Here is a 16,227-nt window from a genome sequence, read left to right as displayed (position 1 = left end):
CCGATCCAGCAACCTATGTTGCCGAACCTTTGTCCCTTACTCCGCAGCCGCCAGCAGCTTCTTCTCGCGGGCCGCACGCAGGCGTTCGAAATCGTCGCCGGCATGGTGCGAGGAGCGGGTCAGCGGGCTGGAAGACACCATCAGGAAGCCCTTGGTATAAGCCACGGTCTCGTAGGACTTGAACTCTTCCGGCGTCACGAAGGCCTCGACCTTGTGGTGCTTGCGGGTCGGCTGCAGATATTGGCCGATGGTCAGGAAGTCCACATCGGCGCTGCGCAGGTCGTCCATTAGCTGAAGCACTTCGTTTCGCTCTTCGCCGAGGCCGACCATGATGCCCGACTTGGTGAACATGGTGGGATCGAGTTCCTTCACCCGCTGCAGAAGGCGCACAGAGTGGAAATAGCGCGCGCCGGGACGAACCGTGAGGTAATTGCCCGGGACGGTTTCCATATTGTGGTTGAAGACATCGGGCTTGGCGGCGACCACCCGTTCCAGCGCGCCGGGCTTCTTCAGGAAGTCGGGGGTCAGGATTTCGATGGTCGTGTTGGGCGATGCCGCACGGATCGCCCAGATGACCTTCTCGAAATGTTCAGCGCCGCCATCGGCGAGGTCGTCGCGGTCGACCGAGGTGATGACGACGTGGGAAAGGCCCATCTGCTTGACGGCCTTGGCGACGTTCTCGGGCTCGGCCATATCCAGCGGATTGGGCTTGCCGGTCGCGACATTGCAGAAAGCGCAGGCGCGGGTGCAGATTTCACCCATGATCATGAAGGTCGCGTGTTTCTTGTCCCAGCATTCGCCGATATTCGGACAGCCGGCTTCCTCGCACACCGTCACCAGCTTGTGCGAACGCACCAGTTCACGCGTCTCGTGATAGCCCTTGGATGTCGGCGCCTTGACGCGGATCCATTCCGGCTTACGCATGACCTCGGTATCGGGCTTATGCGCCTTTTCCGGGTGGCGAATGCGCTTTTCGTCGGACGACGTCCTGTCGAGAATAGTGACCATTAAAAACCTGCTTCCATCGCCCCTGGCGACCTAAACATCTGTTGGCCCGATGCTTTAGAACAATTCCAGAAAAAGCGTAAGCCCCTTCCGGCCACGAAGCCTTTCAGCGCCGTACCAGCTTCGCCAGAAACAACAAAAGGCTGGCGCCGATGAACGACGTGACGAAATAGCCGAGCCTGCTGTCCTGCACGAAAACATCGAAGGTTCGAAGCACCGCAACGGCAACCACCGAACCGACAATGCCGAGGATGATGTTCATGAAAATGCCGAAGCGCATATCCATGAGCTTGCCCGCAAGCCAGCCGGCGAGACCGCCGATGATGATTGCTGCAATCCAGCCTACACTTTCCATTCCCACGCTCCCTGAAAGAACCAGCCCCTTTTAAGGAGCCTGCATCGAGACATATGGGACACCCAGCATGGTTAGACAATGCCGGGTATCACGGAGCACTTATGCGTTCAGCACACGCCCATAGGCGTCGAGCACGCTTTCCTTCATCGATTCCGAAATGGTCGGATGCGGGAAGATCGTGTGCATCAGGTCTTCTTCAGTGGTCTCGAGGTTCATCGCAACAACGAAGCCCTGAATGAGTTCGGTGACTTCCGCACCGACCATATGCGCGCCGAGCAGCTCGCCGGTCTTCTTGTCGAAGATGGTCTTGACCATGCCCTGATCTTCGCCGAGCGCGACAGCCTTGCCGTTTGCCGCAAAGGAGAAGCGGCCGACGCGGATGTCGCGGCCCTGTTCCTTGGCCTTGGCTTCGGTGAGACCGACCGAGGCGACCTGCGGGTTGCAATAGGTGCAGCCCGGAATCTTGAGCTTGTCCATCGGGTGCACATTCGGCAGACCGGCGATCTTTTCGACGCAGATCACTGCCTCATGCTCGGCCTTGTGGGCGAGCAGCGGCGGGCCGGCGACGTCGCCGATGGCATAGATGCCCGGCACGTTGGTCTTGCCGTAACCGTCGATGACGATGAAGCCGCGATCGGTCTTCACGCCGGCAGCCTCGAGGCCGATGCCTTCGATATTGGCGACGACGCCAACGGCCGAAATCATGCGGTCGGCGGTGATCTTCTCGGAAGAACCGTCCTTCTTCTCCAGCGTCGCGGTGATGGAGTTCGCGCCCTTCTCGACCTTGGAAACCTTGGTTTCAAGGTGAATTTTCATGCCCTGCTTTTCGAGCTGCTTCTTGGCGAAGGTGGAGATTTCCGCATCCTCGACCGGCATGACCTGGCTCATGATCTCGACGACGGTGACGTCGACGCCCATGGTGCGGTAGAAGCTGGCGAATTCGATGCCGATGGCGCCCGAGCCCATGACCAGCAGCGACTTCGGCATTTCTTCCGGCTTCATCGCCTCGAAATAGGTCCAGATCAGCTTGCCATCCGGCTCGATGCCGGGCAGCGCGCGCGGGCGCGCACCTGTCGCGACGATGATGTGCTTGGCGGTATAGGTGCCCTCGCCCAGCGTATTCTTCGGCACGGGACCCTGCGGCTGAACCACCGGCTTGGTGGACTTGCCGACAACGATTTCGCCCGGCTTGGTGATCTTGGCTTCGCCCCAGATGATATCGACCTTGTTCTTCTTGAACAGGAAACCGACGCCATTGTTCATGCGCGCAGCAATGCCGCGCGAGCGCGCCACGATTGCCTTCACATCAGGCTTGATCGAGCCTTCCAGCGTCAAGCCATAATCCTTGGCATGGGTGGCGGTGTGCATGACATCGGCGGTGCGCAGCAGCGCCTTGGTGGGAATGCAACCCCAGTTGGAGCAGATGCCGGCCAGATGCTCGCGCTCCACGACGGCAACCTTCATGCCGAGCTGGGCTGCGCGGATCGCGGCAATATAACCGCCCGGTCCCGAACCGATGATGATGACGTCATAAGATTGAGCCATTGGAAATCCTGCCTTGTCTTATTCGGATGACGGCATGCCGTTCCGAAACGGAATTATTGTCAAAGTCCGAGCATCATGCGGACGACGGGCTCCAGCCCGCGCCCGATGGCCCGTGTGTTTTCTGCATCGAGATGAACGCCGTCCACCGGCGTCGTGCGGGCAACGGAGCCGGCATCGAAAAAACCGCAATCGAGGTCGTCGGCAAGGTCCCGGTAAACCGAAGCCAGCATGGCCGATTCATCGATCGCATCGCGATAGATCGCCCCCATCACGGGGTTTGCCGTTTCGCAAAGCTGCGGCGGCGCGACGATCAGAACATCCGGCGCTTCCCAGTCAGCGACTTGCCAGACGTGATTGCGCGTGAGTTTCACCAATCGCTCGATACCCTTCATGGCGACAATTGCCGATCCGTGGATCGACGGTTTCATGTCGTTGGTGCCGAGCATGATGATGACGAGATCAAGCGGCGCATGGCTGTGCAGCAGCGTCGGCAGAAGCCTTGCGCCATTGCGGTCACAATCGGCCGTCAGATCGTCATAGGCGGTGGTACGGCCGCCCAGCCCTTCGTGGATCACGTGCACGTCAGGACCGAGCGCCTTTTGCAAGACGCTCGGCCAAAGATCGTCATGGCTGTGACGGCCACCCGTTTCCGCATTTGATCCCCAGGTCAGGGAATCGCCAAAGCAGAGGACCGATTTCACCATGTCACGCTCCGATCAAACCAGCATGCCCATCGGGTTTTCGATGTAGCGCTTGAAGGCACCGATCAGCTCGGCTCCGAGCGCGCCATCGACGCAGCGGTGGTCGGTGGAAAGCGTGACCGTCATGACGTTGGCGATCTTGATCTCGCCATTCTTCACGACAGCGCGTTCTTCACCCGCGCCAACCGCCAGAATGGTGGCATGCGGCGGGTTGATGACGGCGGAGAAGCTCTTGACGCCCATCATGCCCATGTTGGACACGGCCGTCGTACCGCCCTGATACTCCTCGGGCTTCAGCTTGCGCTCCTTGGCGCGCTTGCCGTAGTCCTTCATCTCGTTGGAGATGGTGGAGAGCGACTTCTCTTCCGCCTTGCGGATGATCGGCGTGATCAGGCCACCCGGAATGGAAACGGCAACGCCGACATCCGAATGCTTGTGCTTGACCATGGCGCTTTCCGTCCAGGAGACGTTGGCGTCAGGCACATCGCGCAGGGCAAGAGCCAGCGCCTTGATGACCATGTCGTTGACCGACAGCTTGTAGGCCGGCTTGCCATCCTTTTCGGGGGCAGCCGCATTGAGCTGGGCGCGCAGAGCCAGAAGCGTATCGAGTTCACAATCCACCGAAACGTAGAAATGCGGAACCGTCTGCTTCGATTCGACCAGACGCTTGGCGATGACCTTGCGCATGCCGTCATGCGGCACCAGCTCGTAAGAGCCCTGTTCGAACAGCTTGAGAACGGCTTCGTCCGACTGGCCCTTGGCGAGAGCCGGAGCCGGTGCGCCTGCGGATGCAGCAGCAGACGGTGCGGCCTTCGCACCGCCGGAAGCGGCGGCCTTTTCCACGTCAGTCTTGACGATACGGCCATGCGGGCCGGAACCGGAAACGGCCGAGAGGTCGAGACCGGCTTCCTTGGCAAGACGGCGGGCAAGCGGCGAAGCGAAGATGCGCTCGCCGGACTTTGCGACCGGAGCCGGTGTGGACGATGCGGCAGCCTGATCGGCGGCTGGCTTTTCAGCCTTGGCCGGGGCAGATTCTTCCTTCGGCGCTTCAGCCTTTGCAGCTTCCTGCTTCGGAGCCTCGGCCTTGGCGGGAGCGGCAGCGCCGCCCTTTGCCGCTTCGGCCACATCCTCGCCATCGGCGGCGAGGATGGCGATCAGGGCGTTGACCTTGACCGCTTCAGTGCCTGCCGGAACAACCAGCTTGGCGACCGTGCCTTCGTCAACGGCTTCCACTTCCATGGTCGCCTTGTCGGTCTCGATCTCGGCGATCACGTCACCGGGTGCGACCTTGTCGCCTTCCTTGACCAGCCACTTGGCCAGATTGCCCTCTTCCATCGTCGGAGAAAGGGCAGGCATGGTGATGTTTATCGGCATCGAAACGCCTCCCCTTACTTGTAGCAGACGGTTTTGACGGCCTGAACGACTTCATCGACGTTCGGCAGAGCCAGCTTTTCGAGGTTTGCCGCGTAAGGCATCGGAACATCCTTGCCGGCGATCGTCAGGATCGGCGCATCGAGATAATCGAAAGCGGCGCGCATGACCTGGTTGGCGATGAAGTCACCGACCGATGACTGCGGGAAACCTTCTTCCACCGTGACCAGACGACCGGTCTTCTTGACCGATTCGATGACGGTGGGCAGATCCATCGGGCGGATGGTGCGCAGATCGATCAGTTCGACGTCGATGCCGAGCTTTTCGAGTTCAGCAACCGCCTTGATGGCATAGGTCATGCCGATGCCGAAGGACACGATGGTCGCATCCTTGCCCTTGCGATGAATGCGCGCCTTGCCGATCGGCAGCACGAAATCATCGAGCTTCGGAACTTCGAAGCTCTGGCCGTAGAGAATTTCATTCTCAAGGAAGATAACCGGGTTCGGATCGCGGATGGCGGCCTTGAGCAGACCCTTCGCGTCAGCAGCCGTGTAAGGCATGACGACCTTGAGACCTGGAATATGGCTGTACCATGCGGCGTAACATTGCGAATGCTGTGCACCGACGCGGGCAGCAGCGCCCGACGGACCACGGAACACCATCGGAGCGCCCATCTGGCCACCCGACATGTAAAGCGTCTTTGCCGCCGAGTTGACGATCTGGTCGATCGCCTGCATGGCGAAGTTGAAGGTCATGAATTCGACGATAGGCCGCAGGCCCGTCATCGCCGCACCGACGCCGATACCGGCAAAGCCGTGCTCGGTGATCGGGGTATCGATGACGCGACGCTCACCGAATTCCTGCAACAGGCCCTGGGTGATCTTGTAGGCGCCCTGATATTCGGCGACTTCCTCACCCATGACGAAGACTTTTTCGTCGGCGCGCATTTCTTCGGCCATGGCGTCGCGCAGCGCTTCACGCACCGTCGTCATCACCATTTCCGTGCCTGCCGGAATATCCGGATCGGCTGCGACTTCGATCTTGGGTGCTGCGGGAACCTTGGCGGCTTCCTTGGCAGCGCTCGGCTCTTCGGTCGCTTCGCGGGTCTTGCCGCCGGCCGCATCCGAATCGGAATTTGCGGCTTCAGCCTTCGGCTCTTCTTTCTTCGCGGAGGAAGAAATGTCGTCGGCGCTTTCGCCGTCCTGAAGAAGCACGGCAATAGCCGTGTTGACCTTGACGCCTTCGGTGCCGGCATCGATCAGCAGCTTGCCGATGACGCCTTCATCCACGGCTTCCACTTCCATGGTCGCCTTGTCGGTCTCGATCTCGGCGATCACGTCGCCGGAGGTGACCTTGTCGCCTTCCTTTTTAAGCCATTTGGAAAGCGTGCCTTCCTCCATGGTCGGGGAAAGGGCGGGCATAAGAATTTCTACTGGCATGGGTTTCCCTTTCCCGATCAGAGCAGAATGTCGGTGTAGAGCTCGGATACATCCGGCTCTGGGTCGTTCTGGGCGAAGTCGGCGCTGTCGGCGACGATATCACGGACATCCTTGTCGATGGCCTTGAGTTCGTCTTCGCTTGCCCAGCCCTGCTCCAGAAGCCGTGCCTTGACCTGCTCGATCGGGTCATGTTCGGAGCGCATCTTCTGCACTTCGTCTTTCGAACGGTATTTTGCCGGGTCGGACATGGAGTGACCACGGTAACGGTAGGTCAGCATTTCCAGAATGATCGGACCCTTGCCGGAACGGCAATGTTCCAGCGCCTGATCGGCGGCGGCCTTGACGGCGCGCACATCCATGCCATCCACCTGGATGCCGGGAATGCCGAAGGACTGGCCGCGCAGCGAATAGTTCGACTGGGCGGTGGCGCGGGCGGTCGAGGTGCCCATGGCGTAACGGTTGTTTTCGACGATATAGATGATCGGCAGCTTCCAGAGAGCGGCCATGTTGAAGCTCTCGTAGACCTGGCCCTGGTTGGCGGCGCCGTCACCGAAATAGGTCACGGAGACATTGTCGTTGCCGCGATAGCGGTTGGCGAAAGCGAGACCGGTTCCGAGCGAAACCTGCGCGCCGACGATGCCGTGGCCGCCGTAGAAATGCTTCTCCTTGGAGAACATGTGCATCGAGCCGCCCTTGCCTTTCGACAGGCCGCCCTTGCGGCCGGTCAACTCGGCCATGACGCCACGCGCGCTCATGCCGAGCGCCAGCATGTGGCCGTGGTCGCGGTAAGCGGTGATAACCTGATCGCCTTCCTTCTGCGACATCTGCATGCCGACGACGACAGCTTCCTGACCGATGTAGAGGTGACAGAAACCACCGATGAAGCCCATGCCATAGAGCTGGCCGGCCTTTTCCTCGAAACGGCGGATAAGCAGCATTTCACGATAAGCGTGAAGCTCTTCTTCCTTCGAGAAGTCCGGGCTGTTCTTGCCGGTGAATTCGGTTGCGGCCTTTGCCGTGGTCTTGCGGCCGGATACGGTCGCTGGTTTTCGCGGCGCCATTCATCCCTCCCTGAGTTGCCGTTTGAATGGATAGAGTGGCGCGTACCATATGCAAGAAAATGCCATGCAGCAATGCTTTAAACGCATGGCACATATTCACGCTAAGATGCTGTGAATAAATCAGAAATGTTAAATTAACTTGATTTCGGTTAATTAGAAATATGTGTTCATGATGACGATTTCGTCCGTGCGGGACATATTCAGCTGGTAACGGGAAATCTCGTCGATCATGTCCCGCTCAAGCGAGCCGTCGCTCAGCAATTCCACCTGCCGCTCCAGCGCCACACGGGCCTGCGTCAGCTTGGCAAGCTCCGCAGTACGGGTGATACGCTGCCGCTCCAGCCGCTCCGTCGCCTGCAGGCCGAAGTCGCCATGGATCGAATGATAGCCGAAATAGGAAAGAAAAGCGATCGTGATGGCCGGAACGATCAAACGGCCGAATCGTCTCTTTTTATGATGTCTGGTCCACATGCCGCAGAGAAGCCTTAAAACGCATAACCTTTGAGTCTCGAGATTAAGGCTGATTGTTTAACTATCCGTTGACCTTAAATTGTCTTTGGCGAATAGGCGCAAAAAAGCCCGCCAGAGGGCGGGCTAAGAATGGCAGCGACGTCAAAAGAACCCTCGTCATGCCGGACTTGATCCGGCATCCAGCCACAGCGCATCTGCGCTGTGGGGCGAGTCTTTCGCGATCAAGGACTTGATCGCACTGGACCCCAGATCAAGTCCGGGGTGACGGAATGCGGATGCTACCGCTCGCCCCTGAATGAGCCCGCCGAGGCGGCGGGCCGCATCACAAACCAATACTGCCGGAATTACCCGCGCAGGATCGAACGGCCGGCGTAAGCGGCCTGCGGACCCAGCATTTCCTCGATGCGGATCAGCTGGTTGTACTTTGCGAGCCGGTCGGAACGGGCAAGCGAGCCGGTCTTTATCTGACCGCAGTTCGTCGCAACAGCGAGATCGGCGATGGTGGAATCTTCCGTCTCGCCCGAACGGTGCGACATGACGGCGGTGTAACCAGCCTTGTGTGCGGTCTCAACCGCATCCAGGGTCTCGGAAAGCGAGCCGATCTGGTTGACCTTGACGAGGATGGAGTTTGCAACGCCCATCTTGATACCATCGCGAAGGCGAGCGGAGTTGGTGACGAAAAGATCGTCGCCGACCAGCTGGCACTTGTTGCCAATAAGATCGGTCAGAGCCTTCCAGCCGTCCCAGTCGTCTTCAGCCATGCCGTCTTCCACGGAGATGATCGGATACTTGGCGACGAGTTCGGCCAGATATTCGGCCTGCTCGATCGGCGAACGGGTCTTGCCTTCGCCTTCATAAACGTAGTTGCCGTTCTTGAAGAATTCGGTTGCGGCACAGTCGAGACCGATGAACATGTCGTCGCCCGGACGGTAGCCAGCCTTTTCGATCGACTTCATGATGAAATCGAGTGCTGCCGGCGCGCTTTCGAGACCCGGTGCAAAACCGCCTTCGTCGCCAACATTGGTATTGTGGCCCTGTGCGGACAGTTCTTTCTTCAGCGTATGGAACACTTCCGAACCCATGCGCACGGCTTCGCGGATGTTTTCCGCGCCAACCGGCAGGATCATGAATTCCTGGAAGTCGATGGGGTTATCGGCATGCGCGCCGCCATTGATGATGTTCATCATCGGAACCGGCAGAAGATGTGCGTTCGGGCCACCGACATAACGGTAAAGCGGCAGGCCGGAGGCTTCGGCGGCAGCCTTGGCGACGGCAAGCGATACGCCGAGGATGGCGTTGGCGCCGATGCGCGACTTGTTGGGCGTACCGTCAAGCACGATCATCGTCTGGTCGATCTGGATCTGGTTTTCGGCATCGAAACCGCCGATGGCGTCGAAGATTTCGGTATTGACGGCTTCAACCGCCTTTTCCACGCCCTTGCCGAGATAACGCTTGCCGCCATCGCGCAGCTCAACCGCCTCATGCGCGCCCGTGGAGGCACCGGAAGGAACGGCGGCGCGGCCCATGGAGCCGTCTTCGAGGTAAACATCGACTTCAACGGTCGGGTTGCCGCGGCTGTCGAGGATTTCGCGCGCGATGATATCGGTAATGGCAGTCATGGTCTCTCCCTTGGGAATGGAACAGATATTTTCCGTCGCCTGTCTTAGACGATGGCGAAGAAATTACAATGACGACGGGCGGCAGAAACGGCCCGCCCGCCATTAAAATCGATTGGCACAGACTGTGCCCGCCCCGCCCCTCAGGCTTTGGTAATCGCGTCGAAGGCGAGCAGCTTTTCCAGCAGTTTCGGCATGTCCTTCAGATGAACCATGTTGGGGCCGTCGGACGGTGCATTGTCCGGGTCCTCATGGGTCTCGATGAAGAGGCCGGCGACACCGACAGCAACCGCCGCCCGCGCCAGAGTCTCGACGAATTCGCGCTGCCCGCCCGTGGAGCCGCCCTGCCCACCCGGCTGCTGAACCGAATGGGTGGCATCAAAGACAACAGGCGCGCCGAGCGAAGCCATGATCGGCAGCGAGCGCATGTCGGAAACAAGCGTATTGTAACCGAAGGAGGCGCCGCGCTCGCACAGAAGCACATTCGGATTGCCGCTCTCGTTGAGCTTGGCCAGCACATTCTTCATGTCCCAGGGGGCGAGGAACTGGCCCTTCTTGACATTGATGACGCGGCCGGTTTTCGCGGCGGCGACAAGAAGATCGGTCTGGCGGCTGAGAAAGGCCGGGATTTGCAGCACATCCACCACTTCGGACACGATGGCGCATTGTTCTTCGGTGTGAATGTCGGTCAGAACAGGAAAGCCGAATTCCTTCTTGAGATCGGCGAAGACCTGCATGGCGCTCTCGAGGCCGATGCCGCGTTTGCCGGAAAGCGAGGTGCGGTTCGCCTTGTCGAAGGACGACTTATAAACGAGCCCGATCCCCAGCTTGTCGCAAAGCTCCTTCAGGACACCGGCGATCATGAAGGCATGTTCGCGGCTCTCCATCTGGCAGGGGCCGGCAATCAGCGAAAAACGCTCTGTGTTGGAGAAGGAAACCTTGCCGGCGCCATCGCCGGCGGTGACTTTGAGATTGTTCGTAACGCTCATCATTTTTCCTCGAAGGCGAATGTTACGCCCTGACCGGGTGCTGCTGCCACCAACAGGCGGCCGCCCGCTTTTGCGCAGGACACGCCATTAGCAGCAAGCACAGCTTCTGTCACGGCAAGATCGTGTGACAAAAAGATGACGCTCGCGCCGCGCAATCCGCCGTCGCCCCACTCTCCGGCATTCACGTCATGCCCGCCAAAAACCGGCTTTGCCGCCAATCGGATGCGCGCATTGCCGGTTGCGAAAACCATATCACCATTCGGGGACGTTTCACCCTTGCAGCGAAAAACCGTTTCGATCAGCCGCGCCGCATTTCGATCGGCTCCTGGAAACAGAACGATCTCGCTGAGGCCGAGAACCCCATTGGCATGGCGCTCCAGTGCCGTGCGATCGCCCGGCAGCGCCTGAAGCCGCTGACAGCTGAACGAAAAGAAATCCACAGCCGTCCCGCTTGCTGCTGCAAAAGCAAGCCGGAATGCCGCCTCGCTTTGCGAACCGTCCGGCATTCGAACAGGCCGCGAAAATTCAAAGATATCGCCCGCCGAGAGGCCGGAGATCGCAAATCTCTCATGATCAGCAAAGGCATCCTCGGTTCGGGCTACCAGAGCGGAAAATCCCTCCCTGCCATGACCCTCCCTGAAGGCTTGATCCCTGCCTGTGAACACATCGCCACGGTTCACGGAGGCATTATATTTAGCCGGATCAGCAATTGCCAACCGCTCCAGATAGGTCCCATCGGTGAAAAAAACGCATGCGTTCTGCGTGCCGAAGGGATGAAGAGCCTCCGGCGCAACCGTGAAGCCGAGGTCTTCATAGCGCTTTTCCGCAACGGCAAGAGCCTGCACGGGCAAGACGAGATGATCGATGCAATAGGGTTTCGTCATTGTCATTCCTGCTGGCGGCGCGACAGGAAGCCATGCTGCACCGGTTCGAGGCGAAGAAAAGCACAATTTCGTGCGATGAGGCAAATCATCAAAACAACAGATAGCAGCTTCACGAAATTTTAGGGGATTGCGGAACACATATGGAACATATAGTGTTCGTTCTGTATTTGTTTCGCGACCTCCACTACGATTCTCAAGGGTGTTTTCCTCATGCTCACGCGCAAACAGCAGGAATTGCTTCTCTTCATTCATGAAAGAATGAAAGAGTCCGGCGTGCCGCCCTCCTTCGATGAAATGAAGGACGCACTCGATCTTGCCTCCAAATCCGGCATTCATCGCCTGATCACTGCCCTCGAAGAGCGCGGATTCATTCGCCGGCTACCTAACAGGGCACGGGCGCTGGAAGTCATTAAGTTGCCCGAGGCCTATGCGCCGGGTGCGAGGCCGCAGCGCGGCTTTTCGCCGAGTGTCATCGAAGGCAGCCTTGGCAAGCCGAAGACGCCGGAACCGACCCCTGCCCCCAAGGCACCTGCCAATGATCTTGGCGGGGCCGTTACCGTGCCGGTCATGGGCCGTATCGCCGCCGGTGTGCCGATTTCCGCCATCCAGAACAACACCCACGACGTTGCCGTGCCGGTGGATATGCTGGGCACCGGCGAACATTACGCGCTTGAGGTCAAGGGCGATTCGATGATCGAGGCCGGTATTTTTGACGGCGACACCGTCATTATCCGTAACGGCAATACGGCAAATCCGGGCGATATCGTTGTGGCATTGGTGGATGACGAGGAGGCGACGCTGAAGCGCTTCCGCCGCAAGGGCGCCTCCATCGCGCTCGAGGCTGCGAACCCCGCTTATGAGACCCGCATCTTCGGACCGGATCGGGTGAAAATCCAGGGCAAGCTGGTTGGGCTGATCCGCCGTTATCATTGACCCGATGGACCGGATGTCATCCGGTTTCAACAGGCGTCGTCGTGATGATGACGCCTGTATGAGAGGTGAAGACTGCCCGAAGCATGGCATGATTTGGATACGCACGCTGGTATGTGACTGACGCGGGCGATGCGTGGTGCCTTCCGACACTGGCTACAGTTTCATGCTGATTTTCAGTTTTGCTAGTATGACGGCATAGGTCTGTCCTGCCGCATTCAGCCCTTGAATTTTTGCCAAACCCTCGCGAAGTTGAATTTGCGCCGTCGGTCGAGTGGTGAATTTTCAGCTGTCTCCGGGTGGTGATATTTGCAAGGAGCTGCCGTCCATGCCCTTACCTTATCATTCATCAATACGGCTTATGGGAGCCATGGATTATTTTCGATATTCCACGGACGTCCGGCAGGTATAAAAATGCGCGTCATATCCGGGAGATACGCCATGTACGATCTTTATATAGCGAATAAGAACTATTCTTCATGGTCGTTGCGGCCGTGGGTATTGATGCGCACGCTGGGTATCGCCTTCACTGAAAAACTCATTCCGTTCGGTGAAGGGATTTCCTTCTCCTCCTTTTCACCAACCGGCAAGGTGCCGTGCCTTGTCGATGACGGCTTCATGGTGTGGGAAACGCTTTCGATCGCTGAATATCTTGCTGAAAGACATCAGGGTGTCTGGGCGAGCGACAAGCAGGCACGGGCCTGGTCACGGTCGGCGGCAAGTGAAATGCATGCCGGCTTTTCTTCGCTGCGCAATCTCTATCCCATGTCTGTCGGCATCAGGGCAAAACCGAAGGGTGGTGATGCCGGGCTTGCCGCCGATATCAAGCGCATTGATGCGCTGTGGAGTGAAGGCCTTGCAAAATTCGGCGGACCATATCTCGCCGGCGGGAAATTCACGGCGGTCGACGCCTTCTTCTGCCCGGTGGCGTTCCGTTTCCAGAGCTATGGCGCCGATCTTTCACCCGCGGCCAGGAGCTATTGCGAAAGGCTGCTCGCCCTGCCCGCGATGCGTGAATGGTACGAGGCCGGTTTGAAGGAAACATGGCGCGACACGGCGCATGAAGAAGAAATTGGCGGGATCGGCGACGTGATCGAAGATCTGCGCGCCAGGGCATGATGAACCACGCTGGCGGCTCACTCTGACGTCGCCAGCAGCCTGTTGACGGCGTCCGGTACCTCGTGATCGAAACGGCCGCTTTTCCAGTCGTAATAGCGATGTTCGCTCCACGGCCTGTCCGTTCCGGATATTGCGGCGCGCAGCCGTTTTACCACGCCTGCCTGATCCATATTGGCAAAATCTATTTCCACCGAACCGATACGTCGCAATATGTCTCGATTGAGAAGCAGCGCGCCGGAGCGGCACTGTGAAAACGAAGTTCGGCGGGAAACGATGACAATATCGGCGATGTCGCAGGCTGTTCCGGCAAATCGGCCGTCCTCCAGAACAATGATCCACTCGCCGCTGCCGGCGCGGGCCACGCACCATATGCCTTTTCTGCAGCTGAAGACGCCAGCCTTGGCGTCCCTCAGCGCCGCCGTCATCTCTTTCGTCACCGCCGCCATCTCTTTGGGTGGGAGCTTCGTTTTCGGCGCCAATCCGGCAGTGCTTACCCTAACCTCCGGCTCCACGACCATTGGCGGCACGGGTTTTTCCGGCAACAGCAGCGCCCTTTGCCACTGGCCATACACAAAGTCCGGCGGCCGCGCTCTTGTCGTGAAGACCTTGCCATCCTCCAGCATGGCCACCAGCTGGCCGTCCTCGTGCACCAGGAGATGAGGCGGATAACGGGGGATCAGGGCTGACAGGCCGAAGGCGAAAAGCAGGACCGGCAGGCCGAGAAGGGCAAGCCGGCTGCGCAGCAAAGTCAGCAGCAGGAAACCCGCTGTGGCGAGACCGATAAACCACCCATGCGGCCGCCCCGTCGCCGCGCTGCCACCCCATGACGCCACCTCATTGGCGACCTCGATGACAAGAGCCATGCCATACCCCATGATCTTCAGGAAAGGCGCATCGAGCCCGAAGGGCATCAGCAGCATCGCGATAAGACCGAACGGCATGACAATCAGCGACATTAACGGCATGGCAGCCAGATTGGCGAAAAGTCCATAGGTGGTGACACGATGAAAATGTTCGGCGGAATAGATCGCCGTCGAAAGGCCGCCGATCAGCGACGTCGTGACAACACCACCAATGACGGCACCTGCCATTTCCAGCACCGTCATCCAGGCGGGCTTGCGCCCGACCAGCAACCGACCCCGCTCGGTCCGCCAGCGGCTCCAGGCAGCATAAGCAGAAACAAGCGCTATGGTGGCCGCAAATGACATCTGGAAACTCGGCCCCATGATTTCCGATGGCGAAAAAGCGAGAATGACCAGAGCGGAAAGGGCGACATTTCTCAGGCTGAGCGACGGCTGGTCGAAAAGAACTGCGATCAGCATCACCGACATCATCAGCCATGCGCGTTCGGCGGAGACGGCAAAACCGGAAATGAGGTAATAGGCGAGTGTCATCAGCAGTGCTGCAAAGGCCGCGATCTTCTTGACCGGCCAGCGCTGCGCAAAGCCCGGGAACAGGCTAAAGGCCAATCTCAGGCCAACGAAGAAAATGCCTGACGCCAGCGCCATGTTGAGCCCGGATATCGCAACGATGTGGGCAAGGCCGGAGAGCCGCAACGCCTCCATCGTTTCCGCCGAGATTGCCTGTCTCTCATCGGTGACGATGGAGGCGGCGAAAGCCCCGGCATCACCGCCGATGGTGGAGCGAATACGTTCCGCAATGGCGCTGCGAAGTCCGTAAAGCCACATATCCGCCCATTCGAGCCAGCCCGCCTCGGCCTTGACGTCCCCTGCAGGTGATGGAAGCGTCTGCGGCGGCTTATAAAAGAAACCGGTGGCGCCTATTCCCTTGAAATAGGACGCGAAGGCAAAGTCGTTCAACCCCGGCAAGGCGGGGCCGGAAGGCGGCGAGAGGCGCACTTTGCCGCTGATGGTGGCGCCCAGTGCCGCCGGTTCACCGCTGCCGCGCGATAGCACGGAAATCATCTGTGGCGGACGAGACAAAATCGGCGCCTCCGTCGCGGTCAGCCGAACCACATATCGCCAGGAGCCGCGCGCATCGACCTCCCGACGCGCAACCGTGCCGGTGATGGTGGTGGTGACGGGCGTATCCAGCACCACGGTTCCGGCCCGCCGGGTTTCAAAATCGGCCAGAAGCATGCCGAGCAAAACAAAAGCGCAAAGGCTGCAAGCCGTCGACATGAAGCCGGGGGTATATCTGACGAGGAGCGCCAGGCCCGCGACAAGCAAAAATGCGATCGCCAGAACGGATGACGAGGGCGAGACGTCGAGAGAAAACCACAGAACTGCGCCGCAGCCGATGAGAACGGGAATAAAAAGAAAATCATGGCCAAAAGCGCGCTCTTCAGCGAACCATATGGCAATTTTTCCGGTGACAGAGTTTTTGAGATTTTGCCGGGGAATAATGGCGGGCGTGCCATATGTCGCAATGTCGCTCGTCCGACGAAGGGGAAGCAGAATATCCCGCGTGCCGGGCAAGTCGCCCTGCAACGTTTCGGCATACCGGAAATGCTGTTTTTCCCCTTGACCAAGCAATTTGCGCCGCCCCTTGCCGCACCGGAAACAGATTTGCAGGCACGCGTGAGGGATTGCAATCCTTTCCTTTAACCGTGCGTTGACCGAGATTGAATTGCTATCGCCACGAAAGCCCAAAGCAACGGGATTGCTTTTGCCGCAATGCACAATTTGACCTTCGGATAGCTTGGCATCGGCGCAAGGATCATATAGCTAATCGGTAGACGCTTAACCGCGGGGCGTGTCTCAACGCCCCCACCCGCATGT

General features: G+C 59.1%; 14 protein-coding genes. 2 read left to right on the top strand and 12 right to left on the bottom strand.

The genetic code is table 11. From position 1 onward, the window contains the following. Positions 1 to 36: 36 nt before the first annotated feature. From lipA to FY152_05350, 11 genes are all read right to left on the bottom strand, one after another. Positions 37 to 1,008: a lipoyl synthase gene (lipA, locus tag FY152_05400; protein ID UXS31557.1), complete on the bottom strand. Its 972-nt coding sequence runs from the start codon at positions 1,006 to 1,008 to the stop codon at positions 37 to 39. Between the two features lie 103 nt (positions 1,009 to 1,111). Then, positions 1,112 to 1,360 carry a GlsB/YeaQ/YmgE family stress response membrane protein gene (locus FY152_05395; protein UXS31556.1) on the bottom strand — a complete coding sequence of 83 codons (249 nt, stop codon included), beginning with the start codon at positions 1,358 to 1,360 and terminating at the stop codon, positions 1,112 to 1,114. Between the two features lie 99 nt (positions 1,361 to 1,459). Next, positions 1,460 to 2,905, bottom strand: coding sequence for a dihydrolipoyl dehydrogenase (lpdA, locus tag FY152_05390; GenBank protein UXS31555.1), 1,446 nt, complete (start codon positions 2,903 to 2,905; stop codon positions 1,460 to 1,462). Positions 2,906 to 2,964: 59 nt separating this feature from the next. Beyond that, positions 2,965 to 3,609, bottom strand: a complete 645-nt coding sequence (locus tag FY152_05385) for an SGNH/GDSL hydrolase family protein (GenBank protein ID UXS31554.1) — start codon at positions 3,607 to 3,609, stop codon at positions 2,965 to 2,967. A 12-nt stretch (positions 3,610 to 3,621) separates the two neighbouring features. After that, positions 3,622 to 4,980, bottom strand: coding sequence for a pyruvate dehydrogenase complex dihydrolipoamide acetyltransferase (locus tag FY152_05380; GenBank protein ID UXS31553.1), 1,359 nt, complete (start codon positions 4,978 to 4,980; stop codon positions 3,622 to 3,624). 14 nt (positions 4,981 to 4,994) lie between these two features. Beyond that, positions 4,995 to 6,416, bottom strand: a complete 1,422-nt coding sequence (locus FY152_05375) for a pyruvate dehydrogenase complex E1 component subunit beta (protein ID UXS31552.1) — start codon at positions 6,414 to 6,416, stop codon at positions 4,995 to 4,997. 17 nt (positions 6,417 to 6,433) lie between these two features. Then, positions 6,434 to 7,477: a pyruvate dehydrogenase (acetyl-transferring) E1 component subunit alpha gene (gene pdhA, locus FY152_05370; protein UXS31551.1), complete on the bottom strand. Its 1,044-nt coding sequence runs from the start codon at positions 7,475 to 7,477 to the stop codon at positions 6,434 to 6,436. Positions 7,478 to 7,630: 153 nt separating this feature from the next. Next, entirely contained in the window at positions 7,631 to 7,948 is a 318-nt protein-coding gene (locus FY152_05365) for a septum formation initiator family protein (protein UXS31550.1), read from the bottom strand. A 344-nt stretch (positions 7,949 to 8,292) separates the two neighbouring features. After that, a complete protein-coding gene (eno, locus tag FY152_05360) occupies positions 8,293 to 9,567 on the bottom strand; it encodes a phosphopyruvate hydratase (protein UXS31549.1) in 1,275 nt (424 codons plus the stop codon). Positions 9,568 to 9,707: 140 nt separating this feature from the next. Then, on the bottom strand, positions 9,708 to 10,553 hold the full coding sequence (gene kdsA, locus FY152_05355; GenBank protein UXS31548.1) for a 3-deoxy-8-phosphooctulonate synthase: 846 nt from the start codon (positions 10,551 to 10,553) through the stop codon (positions 9,708 to 9,710). Next, positions 10,553 to 11,437 (bottom strand): VOC family protein, encoded by an 885-nt coding sequence (locus tag FY152_05350; protein UXS33212.1) that lies wholly within the window; start codon positions 11,435 to 11,437, stop codon positions 10,553 to 10,555. The genes kdsA and FY152_05350 overlap by 1 nt, the downstream gene beginning before the upstream one ends. A gap of 210 nt (positions 11,438 to 11,647) precedes the next feature. Between FY152_05350 and lexA the strand changes: the two genes are divergently transcribed. Next, entirely contained in the window at positions 11,648 to 12,370 is a 723-nt protein-coding gene (lexA, locus tag FY152_05345; GenBank protein ID UXS31547.1) for a transcriptional repressor LexA, read from the top strand. Between the two features lie 438 nt (positions 12,371 to 12,808). Then, positions 12,809 to 13,486 carry a glutathione S-transferase family protein gene (locus tag FY152_05340; protein UXS31546.1) on the top strand — a complete coding sequence of 226 codons (678 nt, stop codon included), beginning with the start codon at positions 12,809 to 12,811 and terminating at the stop codon, positions 13,484 to 13,486. A 17-nt stretch (positions 13,487 to 13,503) separates the two neighbouring features. Here FY152_05340 and FY152_05335 read toward each other — a convergent pair whose 3' ends face one another. Continuing rightward, positions 13,504 to 15,936, bottom strand: coding sequence for a ComEC/Rec2 family competence protein (locus tag FY152_05335; GenBank protein UXS33211.1), 2,433 nt, complete (start codon positions 15,934 to 15,936; stop codon positions 13,504 to 13,506). Positions 15,937 to 16,227: the final 291 nt, after the last annotated feature.

Origin of the sequence: Agrobacterium tumefaciens (genome assembly GCA_025560025.1) — a bacterium.
Lineage (GTDB): Bacteria > Pseudomonadota > Alphaproteobacteria > Rhizobiales > Rhizobiaceae > Agrobacterium.
This window is presented reverse-complemented; position numbering and strand designations above follow the sequence as displayed.